The following is a 15,359-nucleotide window of genomic DNA, read 5'->3' on the forward strand; positions in this document are numbered from 1 at the left end:
GAAAGAGAACATTTAAAATCGATAAGTGGATTAAAGAGGAGCGAGGAACTAGCAGTGGGAATGGACAGAAGCCCTACTGATTAAAGGTTCACTTTATCGGATTTGGAACGAAATCACTTTTGTTTATCTGAATTTTCTAGTAATATTTTAAGTATTCATGAACAGTTTTCTTTATTACTACAAGAAAAGACGATTGTTATTGCTGAAGAGCTTGGAATGAAACACCTAGCTGATCCAATTGAACGGGAATCTTGGGAGTATAGATGCATTAATTGACTAGACATGACGAGGGGTGTTTATTAATGAAAGTGAAAGAAAAAACATATTTAAGTATAGAAGAGATTATTTCATTACCGGCCTTATCAAGTACAAATATAAGTGATGATGGCAAAAATGTAGCGTTTGTTAAAAAGACAGCTAACTGGAAAGACAATACATATAGAAACCATGTATGGATATATGAAAAGGAAAAGGGGAAGAGTTACCCATTAACAATTGGAGATATAGATAGTACACATCCATTATGGTCTCCAGATTCTAAGGGTATCGCATATCTTAGCCCTGTTGGAGATGGGAAAAATCAGATCTTTTTTAAGTCACTAGACGGCTATAGTGAGGTTCAAATTACTGATGAGAAAGAAGGAGTCAGTAATTTCAAATGGGAGCCTACTGGTAAAGGTTTTTATTATATTGCACAGTCAAAAGAATGTGAGGAGATAAAGAAACGTAAGGAACGATATGGAGATTTCCATCATGTAGGTAAGGAACATCAGAATAATTGTTTATACTACATTGAAATAGAAAAAGTGAAACAAAATGATAAACAGGAACGGAAGGTTAGCGGTGTTTATCAACTAACGGACGGTAAGGATTTTTATATACATAACTTTGATATTTCAAATAATGGGAAAAAGGTTGTATGTATGGCTACACCAAGCCTAAACGATTATATGAATGGTGATATATATATATTAGATGTTGAAGCTGGGGAACTACAAAAGATGAATATAGATACGTTGTTAGGAGCGAGCATCTGCTTTTCTCCTGAGGGCGATAAAATATGTTACTCAGCAAGCATAAGAGAGAAGGATTACTATAGAAATCATATACAAGATAATACATTAGAGATATATGATATGAATACTGGAGAGGTAATTCAGCCTCTAACAAATTTTGATAGTACGGTTACGCCATTACAGTGGACAGCTAAAGGAATTTTAATTAGATGGCAGGATAAAACGAATTATCGTATTGGATTACTAGCTGAAGATGGCACTGTGGAAGCATTAAGCGACAAGGTAGATGGCTTTATAATGGATGCCTCTATAACAAAGGATGGAAATCATATAACCTATAATAAGGCTATAACAAATGAAACCTTTGAAATCTATTTGGATGATAAAAGAATAACGGATGAAAATAGCTTTTTCGAAGACAAGCTTAAAAGTAATAGGGAAATCATCTCATGGAAAAGTAGAGATGGCCTTGAAATTGAGGGTGTGTTATCAACCCCAGCAGAGTTTGACTCAAATAAAAAATATCCTTTATTAGTAGTAATTCATGGTGGTCCGGCTTGGGCATCCTTTCCGATATTTTCAGACAGCTTCAATGAGAAATATCCGATTGAACAGTTTATCGAAAAAGGCTTTATCGTTTTAGAGCCAAACTACAGAGGAAGTTCAGGTTATGGTAATGAATTCTTAAAAGCAAACTACAGAAAACAGGGAATCGCTGACTATGATGATGTTATATCAGGGGTGGATAAACTAGTTGATCAAGGGATTGTAGATAAAGATACAGTAGGAGTTATGGGATGGAGTAACGGAGGATATATATCAGCTTTCTGTTCTACATTTAGTAGTAGATTTAAAGCTATTTCAGTTGGGGGCGGAATTACGAACTGGAGTACCCATTATGTAAATACAGATATCCCTTACTTTATTAGAATGTATTTAGGAAATACTCCATGGAATGATCCGGGGATCTATACGAAGACATCACCAATGACATATATTAAATCAGCTTGTACGCCTACCTTAATTCAACATGGGGAAAAGGATGCAAGAATTCCAACTACAAATGCATATGAGCTATATGAAGGATTAAGAGATATGGAAGTTGATACAGAATTAATTATATTTAAAGGAATGGCATATAGTTCTGATCAGCCAGGAATGAGAGTAGCTATTATGAAGCAGAACTTGATGTGGTTTTCACATTATATTCTTGGAGAAAGTATGGAGGGCTTTCGTACTATATAATGGATATTCGTACAGGGATTTTTCGTTGTACAATCGGGTCATATTGTTGAAAAAGAGATACAACAAATTATATAATTTGTTGTAAACTGCATGCAAACCATTATGATTATAAGGAAATGTAATTCGGAGGACTAATATGACAGAAAATAAAAATGTGTTACCAGTAGAACAGCGTGAACAATTATTCAAAGTATTGAAAGCTCGTTTTGAGAAGAATATGAATCGTCATGAAGGTCTTGAATGGGCTAAAGTTGAAGCGAAGCTGGATGTTAATGCTGAGAAATTATGGTCACTTAATGAAATGGAAGTAACTGGCGGTGAGCCGGATGTTGTTGGTTATGATAAAGAGAAGGACGAGTATACTTTCTATGATTGTTCAAAGGAGAGTCCTAAAGGCCGCAGAAGTCTTTGTTATGATCTTGAAGCGTTAGAGTCAAGAAAAAAACATAAACCAGAAAATAATGTCATTGATGTGGCAACTGCTATGGGCATTGAATTATTAACTGAAGAACAATATCGAGATTTGCAACAAATTGGGGATTTCGATATGAAATCATCAAGCTGGGTACAAACGCCTTCAGATATTCGCGAACTCGGTGGCGCTCTATTTTGCGATTATCGCTTTGGACACGTTTTTGTGTACCACAATGGAGCAGATTCCTATTATGCTGCTAGAGGGTTTCGCGGTTCGTTAAGAGTTTAAATTTGGAGTAAGTAAGAAAAGAGCCTATACTTAGGCTCTTTTCTTACTTATATTTTAAAAGTAAACTGTTACTACGCAGTTTTACTTAATTTATATGTTTCGTGGTTGTTTTTCCGGAAAAGTTTAGGGAAAACATAACCGTCTAATCCAATACGTCCAGCATTATGACCTGCAATTAAAATGAACATAGTTAAAACAAGCATGTTTGGGTTTACACTAACAGTTCCACTTAATAAGAATGAAAGATTCATTATGATTCCAAAGAATGCAGCAGTTTTTGTTAATCCACCTAAAATTAAACCTAAACCTACTAAGATTTCCCCCCATTGTACGAAAAAGCTAAATAAGTCTGCGTGCGGAAGAACAAAGTTTTGAAGGAAATCCGCCCACCAGCCTTGTACTGCGGGGTGATCGCCTGATGCTTGGGCGATGGCGCCTTTGAGGAAACCGCTGGCATCAAAAGATTGTCCTAAAACTTTCCCTATTCCAGCAGTAATCCAAGAATATCCTATGTAAAGACGTAAAAGTAATAATATGAAAGTAGCACGTTTATCAGTTCTTAAAAAATTGATAACCATTGAAATCCCTCCAATATTGTATTTACATGTTTATTATATATTCATTGTGAATAAATTCACAATGGAGGAAATGTGAACGAATATATGTTGTGAGTAATTGTTTTATTTTTTGTAACATTTCATCTTTTTTGATAGACTAATAATAGAGATATATCAAAAGGAGGCAAAGACTAGATATGTGGATGAACTTGTAATGATTAGCAATTGGATAGATTATTTTTCTCTCATAAGTGAGGGTTTATTTAGCTATCTGTAAATCATTCAAGGACTGCATATTTGGCGTAGTCATTCCTTCGGTAAGGATAGGCCTATTATGTATCTATCTTTTTTGTGGGGAAATTTATATCTCTCATATAAAATATGCGTCCTTTAAAATTGGAGGAGTATATGATGAATCAATTAAAAAATAAAGTAGCAGTTGTTACAGGTGTAAGTCGTCTAGACGGTATAGGAGCAGCTATTTGCACAGAGTTAGCAGAGGCTGGATACGATATATTTTTTACGTATTGGACAGCTTACGATAAAGAGATGCCTTGGGGCGTTGAGCAAAATGAACAAATACAATTAAAAGAAGAGCTAATACAAAAAGGTGTTAAAGTATCGAGCATGGAGTTAGATTTAACTCAAAATGATGCACCGAAAGAGCTTATAAATAGGGTTACTGAACAACTAGGCTACCCTCATATATTAATTAATAATGCAGCATATTCTACGAATAATGATTTCTCTAATTTGTCTGCTGAAGAGCTGGATAAGCATTACATGGTAAATGTTCGTGCGACTACATTGTTAAGTAGTCAATTTGCCCGAGGATTTGATAAGAAATTTGGTGGTAGAATTGTGAATATGACTTCGGGGCAATTTCAAGGGCCTATGGCAGGAGAACTGGCGTATGCAACAACGAAAGGAGCTATTGATGCTCTTACCAGTACGTTGTCAGCAGAAGTAGCCCATTTAGGAATAACAGTGAATGCAATTAACCCAGATCCAACTAGTACAGGATGGATGACTGAAGAGATAAAGCAAGGATTAAAGCCGATGTTTCCTCTGGGCAGAATTGGTGAGCCAAAGGATGCAGCTAGACTCATAAAGTTTTTAGTAAGTGAAGAAGCAGAGTGGATTACGGGACAAGTGATTCATTCGGAAGGTGGATTTAAAAGGTAAAAAGAAGGCATCTCCTTTCGGTGAGATGCCTTCTTTCTAATCTTTCTTCAATCTTCGTGCAACACCATTCCCTAAAGATTGTAATCCTTGAACGAGGATAATTAAAATAAAGACGGTTGCATACATTACTTCAGGTTCATAGCGTAAATGTCCGAAGCGATATGCCAAGTCCCCTAGCCCGCCAGCCCCTACAAGACCAGCCATCGCTGTTGCGCCAATTAAGCCGATTGTTGCGATCGTTAATCCGAGCACAAGAGATGGGCGTGCTTCTTTAACCATGACGTGCCAAATGATTTTTATAGTAGAGACTCCCATTGCTTGGTAAGCTTCAATAACACCACGATCCACTTCTAGTAAAGCTGTCTCCATTAAGCGTGCAATATAAGGAGCTGTGAAGACGACAAGTGGTACGATAACACCTTGCACGCCAATGGATGTTCCCATTAGGAACTTCGTAAAAGGTAAAATGAAGAATAATAGAATGATAAATGGAAGAGAGCGAATGACATTAATAACTGTATTAAGAATAGGATAGATAAGTTTATTTTCTCGCTGTCCACCGGGTCTCGTCAAAACAAGTGTAACGCCGAGCGGTAATGCGATAAGGATAGAGATAAGTAATGAAATAGATGTCATTTGAAATGTTTGAATTGTTGCTTCCCATATGACTTCACCCCATTCATCCAAAAAGGACTTGTTTTCCATAGTCTGTTTTCCCTCCCTCTACGATGATACCTCTCTCTTGTAAGAATGCTAAAGCACGGTTTACTTCATTTTTTTCACCTTGCATATGAACGACAAGTTTCCCATATGCCTCATGTTTTAGCTGCGTAATATTACCGGATAAAATATTTGGATATACTTGGAAACGTTTTGTGGCGAAAGCTAGTGCTGGTTCTCCTGAAGAACTTCCTATAAAAGAAAGTGTTACAATTTCACCAGTAGTTTGTAGTTCTTTTTGTACTTCTTCTGGAATTTTAGCTGCAAATGCGCTATTTACAAACTTCTTCGTTGTTACATGTTGTGGATTTGTAAAAATGTCTTTCGCAGTCCCACTTTCGACTACAGATCCATGCTCCATAACGGCAACCTGGTCACAAATACGCTGGATGACATTCATTTCATGTGTAATGAGTAAAATCGTGATGCCAATTTCTTCATTAATTTTTAGTAATAAATCAAGAATAGAATCAGTTGTTTCTGGATCTAATGCGCTCGTTGCTTCATCACTTAATAAAACCTCTGGTTCATGTGATAGTGAACGAGCGATGGCAACACGTTGTTTCTGGCCGCCAGAAAGTTCGCTTGGATAAGCATCTTTACGGTTAAAAAGATCCACGATGCGTAAATATTTTTCTACTCTTTTTTCAATTTCCGCTTTTGGAATGCCAGCAAGGCGTAACGGCAATGCGATATTTTCATAAACGGTAACAGTTTTAAGTAAATTGAATCCTTGAAAAATCATTCCGATTTTTTGCCTCGCTTTTGCTAGTTCTTTTGTTGATAAAGTGGTTAAGTCTTGGTTGTTTACGATGATGTTTCCTGTCGTTGGTTTTTCTAATAAATTTACACAGCGAATTAATGTGCTTTTACCAGCGCCGCTATACCCAATGATTCCAAATACCTCGCCTTTTTCTACTTTAAGGGAAGTAGACTTAAGAGCCTCAACAGTCCCTTTTTTTGTTGTAAATACTTTGGAGACGTTTTTTAATTCAATCATTATCGTCAGCTCCTACCAAGATGGTAAAACTGAACCATCAAATTTTTTCTCGATAAATTCTTTTACTTCTTTAGATTGATAAGCTTTCTTTAATTTACTTACAACAGCATCATCTTTATTTTCAGTACGAACAACGACCCAGTTCACGTATGGTGAATCTTTTCCTTCGCGGAAAATGGAATCTTTCGCTGGATTTAGTTTTGCACCTAATGCAAAGTTTGTGTTAATTGCAGCTGCTTTCACTTCACTTAATTGCGTTGGTAATTGAGAAGCTTCTAATTCAACAATCTTTAAATTTTTCGGGTTTTCAATTACATCCTTTGCAGTCGCTTTTTCTGTAGCCTTTGGATCAACTTTTAAAACCCCTGCTTTTTCAAATAATTTTAAAGCTCGAAGTTCATTCGTTGGGTCATTTGGTACAGCGATTGCATCGCCCTCTTTTAATTCTTTTACATCTTTTAAGCTTTTAGAATATACGCCCATTGGGAATGTTACTGTTGAAAATACTTCAGTTAATTTCATATTGCGTTCGGCTTTAAATACATCTAAATATGATTTCGTTTGATAGCTATTTACATCAAGACTTTTTTCATCTAACGAAACGTTTGGTGCTACGTAATCATTAAATATTTTTATATCAATGTCGAGACCGTCTTTTGCCGCAACTTCTTTAATCTTCTCAAAAATTTGTTCATGTGGTCCACCTGTTACACCGACAGTAATCTTTTTCTCGTCTAATATTTTTACATCTTTATCTGAATTTGCGCCACATGCGCCTAATAATAGTACTGCTCCGCTTACAATGCTCAATAATACTTTCTTCATCTATAATTCCCCCTTAATATACGTTCCAAAATAAAAAGCACCTCTCAAAATAAGAGAGGTGCCGAATAGACGAAATAGGTTCCTCTCTTATCTTCCAAAACGAAAACTCGTTTTGCAGGAATTAGCACCTTAGCTTATACGTTATAAGCTCGGTTGCCGGGCATCATCGGGCCAGTCCCTCCGCCACTCTTGATAAGAGTATGTATATGTAGTTTTTAAATATGGTACTAATAGTAAATCTAACAAAAGGAATTGTCAACTTTATTTTCTGAATATATTTTATTTTAAGGTAATCGAAACGTTTCCTTTCTTATGGCCCATTTCTACATACGTATGGGCTTCTGCAACTTCTTCTAATCGGTAAGTTCTATCAATAACAGGTTTTAGCTTTTCTGTTTCAACTAGTTGTTTTAGTAGGTTCATATCTTCTTTACTGACCTTTGCCATCATTCCGTTAACAGATACATATTTTCCATTAGGCATTAATGCGTCTGTACAAAGAGACTTTTTATATTTTCCAACTGCATCAAATATAATATCGTAGTTCTCGCCCTGTTTAGTAAAATCTTCTTTCATATAATCAATTACTTTATCAGTCCCTAAAGATTGCACTAGTTCAAAATTTGAATTACTACAAACAGCTGTAACGGTCGCGCCGAAATATTTAGCAAGTTGTACAGCAGCTGTTCCTACTGATCCAGAGGCGCCGTATATGAGCACTTGTTGCCCTTTTTTTATACGGCCCTTCCTCAGAAAATGCAATGCTGAAGTTCCGCCAAAAGGAATAACGGCAGCTTCTTCATATGTCACATTGGTAGGTTTTAATGCTATTAATCCACTTTCATGCACGCATGTGTATTCGGCATAACCACCAAGGTTTAGTTCTGTTAATGCAAAAACTGGGTCTCCTTTTTTAAATTGAGTTACATCTGTTCCAATTTCTTCGATTTCACCGGATAACTCTACGCCGAGTATAGGTTTTCTCGGTTTTCTAAAACCTAATATGATCCGCATAGGAACCCAAAATAAGAGGGGACTATTAAAGCCACGTATTCTACAATCTCCAGTCGATACACTTGTTGCGCGAATTTTAACTAATACTTCGTTCTTTTTAGGTTTAGGTTTTTCTACATTTTGAAGCTGGAGAACGTTTGGTGGTCCATATTGTGTACAAATAATCGCCTTCATAATAACCTCCTGAAATGAGTTGTTATTATTTACATCATATTTAAGATCTTCATTAAACATGTCTCTATATAGAGAATATAGATTAAAAATTATATAGATTTCATAGGAAAAGAGGTGATATTATTTTGGGAAAGGGGGCGACATTATGAAAAAAATTATTTTTGTTTCAAGTTTAGTACTTGCAATCAGTCTAGGGGTAGGGTGTAGTAATGAGAAAACAGCAAAGACGGATGAGCCGAAAAAAGAATCAGTTCAAAAAGAAAAGGAATTAGCAGCGAAGGATGTTTTCAAGAAAACGAACGAAGCTTTTAAAAATGAAGAGCATGTAACGATGACATATGGTGTAGGCGTAAAAGCTGAGGGAACAGAGATGGACATATTAAAGGCTAAGATGCAATTAGAGCCAAAGACAAAGAATTCTCGTTCTGAAATGAATATTTCCGGTACAGATGTTGTAGTGTATACTGTGGATGGTAAAGTTGCTGGTGAGGTAAAAAACCCTAATACAGGAGAAGTTATAACCGTACCAGAGGAGCAATTAAACGCTGGTGGAATGAAAGCGACTCAAGATATTATAGATAAGTTAGAAGTACCGGAAGTAGTTTTAGATAAAATGAAGATGGAGAAAAGCGGAGATAAATATAAACTGAAATTTACATTAAAAGGGCAAGAAACAGAAAGTATGTTAACTAGCATGGATGAAACGCAGAAGAAAATGTTACAAGCACAAAATGCGAAGATAGAAGAAGTGGATGCAGAATATATCATTACAAAAGATTTTAAATATGAATCAGCAAAGATAGACATGATTATGAGTAGTAATGGCAAGGATAAAGCACACATTATTACGAACGCAAAATATACGTCGTACGAAAAGTTTGACCCAATAAAATTGCCAGCAGCAAAGTAACAGTTTTGATGAGGGGGACCTAAAATAAGGACCCTCTTTTTTGTATACTTTCTTCATAGGAAAATAGGTACAATATGAAGAGGAAAAGATGTAGAAGAGGAGAGTGTCATTTGAAAAAAAGAAAGATGATGGTGGTCATTGTAGCTTATACAGTGTTGCTTGCAACATCTGTAAATACATATAAAGAGCAACTAATTCATCCCATTATGAGCGATGTAGGAAAGTTACTTCCAACGAAAATTAAACGTGTTGAACATGCTGAGGATGAAAGTTCATTAAAACAGGTCGTGCAAGATGCAAATGTTTCTAGAGAGAAGATTTCTATTGCAGGTATGCAACATAGCCAAGGCGGACAGACGTACTATCCGAACGGTACGATGCTTGATATGAAAGAGTATAATAAAATATTAGCATTCGATCCAGAGAAGAAGCGGATTACAGTTCAAAGTGGTGTCACGTGGAATGATATCCAGAAGAAAATTAATCCATACGGTCTTGCAGTTCAAGTGATGCAATCTCAAAACATTTTTACTGTTGGTGGTTCATTAAGTGTAAATGTACATGGGCGTGATATTCGTCATGAAGCATTGATTGATACAGTAGAGTCATTTAGATTGTTAATGGCAGATGGCACGGTACGTAATATAAGTAGAGAAGAAAATGCAGAGTTATTTCCATATGTCATCGGTGGTTACGGGTTATTTGGTGTCATTTTAGATGTGACATTAAAGCTAACTGATGATGAATTATATGAAATGCATACGAGAATGATAGACTATAAAGAATACACGTCTTACTTCAAAGAGAAAGTGAAAAAAGAAGAAAATGTTCGTATGCACTTAGCACGTATTTCTGTTGCTCCAAATTCATTTTTAAAAGAGATGTATGTGACGGATTATGCATTGGCACAAAATCAAAATATGAGAGAAGAGTACAGTGAATTAAAAGAAGAAAATATTATAGCTGCACCGAAATTTTTGCTTGGATTATCACGTTATAGTGATTGGGGAAAGAATACATTTTGGGATATACAAAGAAGTTATTTTGAACGTACAGATGGACAGTTTGAGACGCGGAATAATGTTATGAGATCAGATAGTGCTTTTATGGAATATGAAAATCCGAACCTTACAGAAGTGCTACAAGAATACTTTGTGCCTATAGATTCCTTCACGGAATATATAGATGATTTACGTGCCGTATTAAGTGAAGAAGAACTGAACTTGCTCAATATTACGATTCGTTACGTGGAAAAGAATGAAAATGCAGTTTTATCCTATGCAAAAGATGATATGTTTGCACTGGTGCTTTTAATTAACCAAGGACGCTCCGAGAGTGAGGTGAAGAAAACAGAGGATGTCATTCGGAAGATGATTGATGTTACTTTAAAACATAACGGTAGTTATTATTTACCGTATTATTCTTATCCAACGAAAGAACAGCTAAAGAAAGCATATCCTCGTATAGAAGAATTTCTTCAGAAGAAGAAGGAAGTGGATCCAGAAGAGAGATTTGTGAATTTATTTTATAGGGAGTATACGAAATGACATATAGAAGATTTGTAGCCTCACAAAGCATCATTATGATGGCAGGAAGTATGGTATTTCCTTTTTACATTCTATTGCTTCGGAATGTTGGAAATAGCTTCTCACAGTTTGGGTGGGCTTATGGCTTATTTGCATTAACTTCAGCACTTGTATATCCGTTAGTAGGGAAGGCGTCTGATAGAGTAGGTGATCAAAAATTATTAATAATATACGCTTGGTCCATGGCGATATTAATGCTTTGTTTTCCAATTGCAACGGAAGTCTGGCATGTGTATATTCTTCAAGTTGTAATGGGAGTTTTAGGTGCTGTGCAGCGTAATACTGAGAAAACGTCGTTAGCACGAAAGGTTGTGCAGGAAAAGGCTGGTTATGAGATTGGAAAATACCATGTGTGGACATCAATTGGAGGCGCAGTAGCGATTATTGTAACGGGGTATTTAGTAGATTTCTTTACGATTGGTACGATTTTTTATATTGCATCTATCTTATATGTAGTAAGTGGAGTTGTATTAAGTAGTAAAAAAATATAACCATTCCTATTTTTACCTAAATACCCTTTGTTTGTTATACTAAAAGGGAAGACAAAAGAAAAGGGGACATTGCCTTTGATGAAATTTTTAGTTTTAGTTATTCTCACTTTGTTTTTGATTCCATGGACAAGAAGCGGTAGTAAACTTCGAGCAGTGGATAAGAAGGGGGATGAGAAGGTTGTAAAGGGTAAGAAATCATCCATTTTAGTTATTCCTGTTTTATTTTGGATAGGTATTGCAATCTATGAATATTTTTGGCTAATTGATGATCGAGCAGATTCGATTCTTACTCATTATTCTGTTGCAGTAGCAATTTTAATTGGGCTTGTTTTATTTTCACAAGATCAGATAGGGAAATTAGAAGGTACATTAAAAGGTCTTCTAATGTTTGTTTTACTTGCAAGTTACGGCTATTTTGGTTATTTGCACGATATAGTAATCACGCAAAAGAAATATGATTCTGTTGTTAAGGTAGAGAAAGATATTTCAGAGCCATTTACTGAAAATGATCAGCCGTTTACAGTGCCGCCAAAGACAGCGGAGAATAAGATGAAAAAAGTATTTGGGGATATTCCGAAAGTAGCTTATTTTGAGCTAGGAGAATTAACGCCACAAATGGTAAACGGTGAGGCTTTATATGTAGCGCCGATTGAAGTTTCAGGATTTTTTAAAGCACGTAAAGCTGAAACAATTCCAGGGTACGTAACGATGTCAGGTACGAACCCTGATGCCGAAGCGAAACTGCATCTCGGTTATAAGATGAAATACGTGCCAAGCATGTTTTTCGGGAATAATTTAGAGCGTGTCGTACGAAAATCCGAACCAAATTTAATCTTTAAAGGGAAACCTAAATTTGAAGTTGATGATAAAGGGAAACCGTATTATACAATGACATATGGTGAATTTATTTCAGGGAGATCTGGATTTGAGGTAGAGGGTGTTGTTGTAGTAGATGCACAAACAGGTGAAGTGAAAAGATATGATAAAGGAAAGGCACCTAAATTTGTTGATGGTGTATTGAATCATGAGACCGCATCTACATTAAATACGTATTTCGGTAAATATATTCACGGATTTTGGAATACAAAATTCTCGCAAACTGATATGAAGATTCCGACTGAGTGGGGGACGAAAGAAGGAGTGACACCAATCTTCGGTAAGGATGGAACGCTATATTACTTTACTGATTTCACCTCTCCAAAAGAAGGAGTAGATTCTGCGTTAGGTTATTCACTTATTGATGCACGTACAGGTAAGTTGTATTACTATAACGGAAAAGAAGTAAAGGGAATTATGGATGGTTCAGCTGCTTCAGAAGTGGTGGATAATTCCTTTAAAAGAGAGAAATGGCATGGAACGATGCCGGTTATTTATAACGTGTACGGTAAACCTTCTTGGATTGTACCTGTTATTGATGACGGGGGATTAGTACGTGCCCATACTGTCATCTATGCTTCTAATGCAAAAATATTTGCAACAGGTTCGACGCAAAAAGAAGCTCTTGAAAATTATAAAAATGCGCTAAGCGGGAGTGGAGATTCATTTAGACCAACTTCGAGTGGAAAAGAAGCGCAAAAAGAAGGTATTGTACAGCGAGTATATAAAGAAAAATCAGGTGAAAATACAATTGTGTATGTACTGTTAGAAAATGAACAAAAAGTATTTATGATACCTGCGAAAAAATTCCCATATGCTATGTTTACAGAAGTGGGAGATCCAATTCAAATCACATACTTAGATACAGGAGAGGCGATGTCTTCCGTATCTAAATTTACAAATAGCAACTTGAAAAAGTAAAGCGATAGAATTTCTATCGCTTTTTTTTACATTATGAAAGAGGAAAATGCGCTATACTTGACGTATGTTTATGTTGTAACTATAATTGTTACGATTCAGTATGAATACGAAAGGGTGAATGGAAAAAGTGAATGAAGTTAATCACGAAATATATAAACCTGTAAAGATGAACAGGTTATGGATGATTCTTGTATTAGGAACACTTACGGCGATTGGGCCGTTATCTATTGATATGTATTTGCCTTCGTTACCGAAATTAACGGATGATTTACAAACGGGTGCATCCCTTGCGCAGCTTACGTTGACAGCATGTTTACTTGGGCTTTCAGTAGGACAATTATTTGTCGGTTCAATTAGTGATATTTACGGAAGGCGCAAACCTCTTATTATTGCTCTTATTATTTATGTTGCTTCTTCATTACTTTGTGCTGTAGCACCGTCTATTTGGACTTTAGTGCTTTTACGTTTCTTACAAGGCGCTTCGGGCTCTGCTGGTATCGTTATATCCCGTGCAATGGTAAGAGATATGTACTCAGGTTCTGAAATGACGAAGTTTTTCTCACTACTTATGTTAGTAAACGGAGCAGCACCTATTTTGGCCCCGATTATCGGGGGGCAATTATTACAGTTTACAACGTGGCGTGGTGTTTTTATCGTTCTTGGAGCAATTAGTGTATTTATGTTAATCTCGGCTACTTTCGTATTACGTGAAACATTACCTCCTGAAGAAAGAGAGACAGGTGGTTTGTCAGGAACATTGGCGACATACGGAAAGCTTCTGAAAGATCGCTTGTTTATGGGATATGCATTGTCACAAGGATTAGTAACAGCGGCAATGTTTGCCTACATTTCGGGATCACCATTTGTGTTGCAAAATATATACGGGGCATCACCACAGCAGTTTAGTTTATTCTTTGCGATTAACGGTATCGGTATTATTATTGCCAGCCAAGTTACTGGTCGTTTAGCAGGAAAAGTGAATGAGAAAACATTATTTGTTTCCGGTATTATTATCGCCGCTGTTGGTGGCTTATCTCTACTACTTACAATCGTATTAGGAATAGGTCTCATTGGTGTTTTATGCTCGTTATTCCTTGTTGTATCAAGTGTTGGGGTTGTATCGACAACCGGCTTCTCGTTAGCAATGAGAAATCAAAAACAAGCGGCAGGAACAGCATCAGCTTTACTAGGCTTATTACAGTTTATTTCAGGGGCACTTGTTGCACCATTAGTAGGTATTGGTGGAAGTAATACGGCATTGCCGATGGGTATTGTGATAGCTCTTTGTGAAATTGGTGCTGTATTATGTTATCTATTTATGGCCAGAAGAAGTGAAAAGCATTTTGAACTGCAACAAAGACAAAATTTAGAAGCTTAAATTATAAAAAAGAGTTGATTCAAATATTTTTGAATCAGCTCTTTTTTCATTTCTTTGAAATAACTCATACAGCTTTGTAAGGTGATGCAAAAGTTATTTGCATAAAGTGACGATACTGTGACAAAAATGTTGGTATATATATTAAGGTATCCTCTTAAGTGTAAAAAGTAGGGCGTTCTCGGTATAATAACAAGTGGAGATAAAAGAAACTATAGATAGAAGTAGATGTAGATAAAAGGAGAAAAAGAGATGAAGAAGGTTTTGGGTATTGCTGTAATGGGAAGTATGATTCTTCTAGCGGGATGTAATGGAAATAAAGATACGAAAGAACCGAAAGAGAAGGTAGAGCAATCTACAGAACAAACAGAAGAAATGAAAGAATACAGCGCAGTACATGAAAAATATGATATAAAAATGAATAAAGAAATCAATAAAGCACTGCAGTTATTTGAAGTGGCAAAGGAAAAGGGCGGTAAGGAAATAACGAATGCTGCATATAAAGAAGATGTGCAAAAAGTAACAACGAGCATGTTAGAAGATATTGATAATATACGTAAAGAAATTCATGTTCCGAAGTCGAAAGAGCAAGAACATGAGGTATATGTTGGTTTCTTGAATGAATCGGAACAAGCGATGAAAAAATTACAGAAGTTAGCTAAAGAAGAAGATTCATCATTAATTCGTGATATAGAAATTAATTTTGCAACAGCATCGACATACTATAAACGTTTTCAAACAGAAACGAAAAAATAACCTTG

At 36.0% G+C, this 15,359-nt stretch carries 15 protein-coding genes and 1 riboswitch; of the genes, 10 read left to right on the forward strand and 5 right to left on the reverse strand.

Annotated elements, in window-relative coordinates:
- Nucleotides 1-102: 102 nt before the first annotated feature.
- From BTOYO_RS27865 to BTOYO_RS14430, 3 genes are all read left to right on the forward strand, one after another.
- A complete protein-coding gene (locus BTOYO_RS27865; protein WP_002037801.1) occupies nt 103-276 on the forward strand; it encodes a PDDEXK family nuclease in 174 nt (57 codons plus the stop codon).
- A gap of 26 nt (nt 277-302) precedes the next feature.
- Complete coding sequence (locus tag BTOYO_RS14425; protein ID WP_000864980.1) at nt 303-2,261, forward strand: S9 family peptidase; 1,959 nt, start codon at nt 303-305, stop codon at nt 2,259-2,261.
- 136 nt (nt 2,262-2,397) lie between these two features.
- Nucleotides 2,398-2,964 (forward strand): DUF4256 domain-containing protein, encoded by a 567-nt coding sequence (locus BTOYO_RS14430; RefSeq protein WP_000138398.1) that lies wholly within the window; start codon nt 2,398-2,400, stop codon nt 2,962-2,964.
- A 71-nt stretch (nt 2,965-3,035) separates the two neighbouring features.
- On the opposite strand, the gene BTOYO_RS14435 is transcribed toward BTOYO_RS14430, so the two are convergent.
- Nucleotides 3,036-3,542, reverse strand: a complete 507-nt coding sequence (locus BTOYO_RS14435; protein ID WP_000236354.1) for a DoxX family membrane protein — start codon at nt 3,540-3,542, stop codon at nt 3,036-3,038.
- A gap of 387 nt (nt 3,543-3,929) precedes the next feature.
- Here BTOYO_RS14435 and BTOYO_RS14440 point away from each other — a divergent pair, with 387 nt between their 5' ends.
- Nucleotides 3,930-4,706 carry an SDR family oxidoreductase gene (locus BTOYO_RS14440; RefSeq protein ID WP_002093853.1) on the forward strand — a complete coding sequence of 259 codons (777 nt, stop codon included), beginning with the start codon at nt 3,930-3,932 and terminating at the stop codon, nt 4,704-4,706.
- A gap of 36 nt (nt 4,707-4,742) precedes the next feature.
- On the opposite strand, the gene BTOYO_RS14445 is transcribed toward BTOYO_RS14440, so the two are convergent.
- The 4 genes from BTOYO_RS14445 to BTOYO_RS14460 all read right to left on the reverse strand — a co-directional run bounded on the left by BTOYO_RS14445 (nt 4,743) and on the right by BTOYO_RS14460 (nt 8,439).
- Entirely contained in the window at nt 4,743-5,411 is a 669-nt protein-coding gene (locus tag BTOYO_RS14445) for a methionine ABC transporter permease (protein WP_000428866.1), read from the reverse strand.
- The gene (locus BTOYO_RS14450; protein WP_000571367.1) at nt 5,386-6,426 is read right to left on the reverse strand and encodes a methionine ABC transporter ATP-binding protein; all 1,041 of its coding nucleotides are present in this window, start codon (nt 6,424-6,426) and stop codon (nt 5,386-5,388) included. The genes BTOYO_RS14445 and BTOYO_RS14450 overlap by 26 nt, the downstream gene beginning before the upstream one ends.
- A 12-nt stretch (nt 6,427-6,438) precedes the next feature.
- A complete protein-coding gene (locus BTOYO_RS14455) occupies nt 6,439-7,251 on the reverse strand; it encodes a MetQ/NlpA family ABC transporter substrate-binding protein (protein WP_000756963.1) in 813 nt (270 codons plus the stop codon).
- 84 nt (nt 7,252-7,335) lie between these two features.
- Nucleotides 7,336-7,450, reverse strand: a riboswitch (SAM riboswitch).
- 80 nt (nt 7,451-7,530) lie between these two features.
- Entirely contained in the window at nt 7,531-8,439 is a 909-nt protein-coding gene (locus BTOYO_RS14460) for an NAD(P)-dependent alcohol dehydrogenase (protein ID WP_000643901.1), read from the reverse strand.
- A 145-nt stretch (nt 8,440-8,584) separates the two neighbouring features.
- Here BTOYO_RS14460 and BTOYO_RS14465 point away from each other — a divergent pair, with 145 nt between their 5' ends.
- The 6 genes from BTOYO_RS14465 to BTOYO_RS14490 all read left to right on the forward strand — a co-directional run bounded on the left by BTOYO_RS14465 (nt 8,585) and on the right by BTOYO_RS14490 (nt 15,354).
- The gene (locus BTOYO_RS14465) at nt 8,585-9,349 is read left to right on the forward strand and encodes a DUF6612 family protein (protein ID WP_000720091.1); all 765 of its coding nucleotides are present in this window, start codon (nt 8,585-8,587) and stop codon (nt 9,347-9,349) included.
- 110 nt (nt 9,350-9,459) lie between these two features.
- The gene (locus BTOYO_RS14470; RefSeq protein ID WP_000746388.1) at nt 9,460-10,896 is read left to right on the forward strand and encodes an FAD-binding oxidoreductase; all 1,437 of its coding nucleotides are present in this window, start codon (nt 9,460-9,462) and stop codon (nt 10,894-10,896) included.
- Nucleotides 10,893-11,426: an MFS transporter gene (locus BTOYO_RS14475; RefSeq protein ID WP_000222357.1), complete on the forward strand. Its 534-nt coding sequence runs from the start codon at nt 10,893-10,895 to the stop codon at nt 11,424-11,426. The genes BTOYO_RS14470 and BTOYO_RS14475 overlap by 4 nt, the downstream gene beginning before the upstream one ends.
- A 78-nt stretch (nt 11,427-11,504) precedes the next feature.
- A complete protein-coding gene (locus BTOYO_RS14480; protein WP_000670921.1) occupies nt 11,505-13,223 on the forward strand; it encodes a DUF3981 domain-containing protein in 1,719 nt (572 codons plus the stop codon).
- Nucleotides 13,224-13,341: 118 nt separating this feature from the next.
- Complete coding sequence (locus BTOYO_RS14485) at nt 13,342-14,601, forward strand: multidrug effflux MFS transporter (protein ID WP_000416911.1); 1,260 nt, start codon at nt 13,342-13,344, stop codon at nt 14,599-14,601.
- Between the two features lie 249 nt (nt 14,602-14,850).
- Entirely contained in the window at nt 14,851-15,354 is a 504-nt protein-coding gene (locus BTOYO_RS14490) for a hypothetical protein (RefSeq protein ID WP_000756534.1), read from the forward strand.
- The last annotated feature ends 5 nt before the right edge of the window (nt 15,355-15,359 follow it).

The sequence above is a fragment of the Bacillus toyonensis BCT-7112 genome (assembly GCF_000496285.1).
Classification (GTDB): Bacteria; Bacillota; Bacilli; order Bacillales; family Bacillaceae_G; genus Bacillus_A; species Bacillus_A toyonensis.

Excerpts from the sequence above, each read along its gene's own strand:
- BTOYO_RS14450 (WP_000571367.1), bottom strand. The coding sequence starts at position 6,426 with ATGATTGAATTAAAAAACGTCTCCAAAGTATTTACAACAAAAAAAGGG.
- BTOYO_RS14460 (WP_000643901.1), bottom strand. The coding sequence starts at position 8,439 with ATGAAGGCGATTATTTGTACACAATATGGACCACCAAACGTTCTCCAG.
- BTOYO_RS14425 (WP_000864980.1), top strand. The coding sequence starts at position 303 with ATGAAAGTGAAAGAAAAAACATATTTAAGTATAGAAGAGATTATTTCA.
- BTOYO_RS14490 (WP_000756534.1), top strand. The coding sequence starts at position 14,851 with ATGAAGAAGGTTTTGGGTATTGCTGTAATGGGAAGTATGATTCTTCTA.
- BTOYO_RS14485 (WP_000416911.1), top strand. The coding sequence starts at position 13,342 with ATGGAAAAAGTGAATGAAGTTAATCACGAAATATATAAACCTGTAAAG.
- BTOYO_RS14465 (WP_000720091.1), top strand. The coding sequence starts at position 8,585 with ATGAAAAAAATTATTTTTGTTTCAAGTTTAGTACTTGCAATCAGTCTA.
- BTOYO_RS14445 (WP_000428866.1), bottom strand. The coding sequence starts at position 5,411 with ATGGAAAACAAGTCCTTTTTGGATGAATGGGGTGAAGTCATATGGGAA.
- BTOYO_RS14455 (WP_000756963.1), bottom strand. The coding sequence starts at position 7,251 with ATGAAGAAAGTATTATTGAGCATTGTAAGCGGAGCAGTACTATTATTA.
- BTOYO_RS14430 (WP_000138398.1), top strand. The coding sequence starts at position 2,398 with ATGACAGAAAATAAAAATGTGTTACCAGTAGAACAGCGTGAACAATTA.
- BTOYO_RS14475 (WP_000222357.1), top strand. The coding sequence starts at position 10,893 with ATGACATATAGAAGATTTGTAGCCTCACAAAGCATCATTATGATGGCA.
- BTOYO_RS14480 (WP_000670921.1), top strand. The coding sequence starts at position 11,505 with ATGAAATTTTTAGTTTTAGTTATTCTCACTTTGTTTTTGATTCCATGG.
- BTOYO_RS14435 (WP_000236354.1), bottom strand. The coding sequence starts at position 3,542 with ATGGTTATCAATTTTTTAAGAACTGATAAACGTGCTACTTTCATATTA.
- BTOYO_RS14440 (WP_002093853.1), top strand. The coding sequence starts at position 3,930 with ATGATGAATCAATTAAAAAATAAAGTAGCAGTTGTTACAGGTGTAAGT.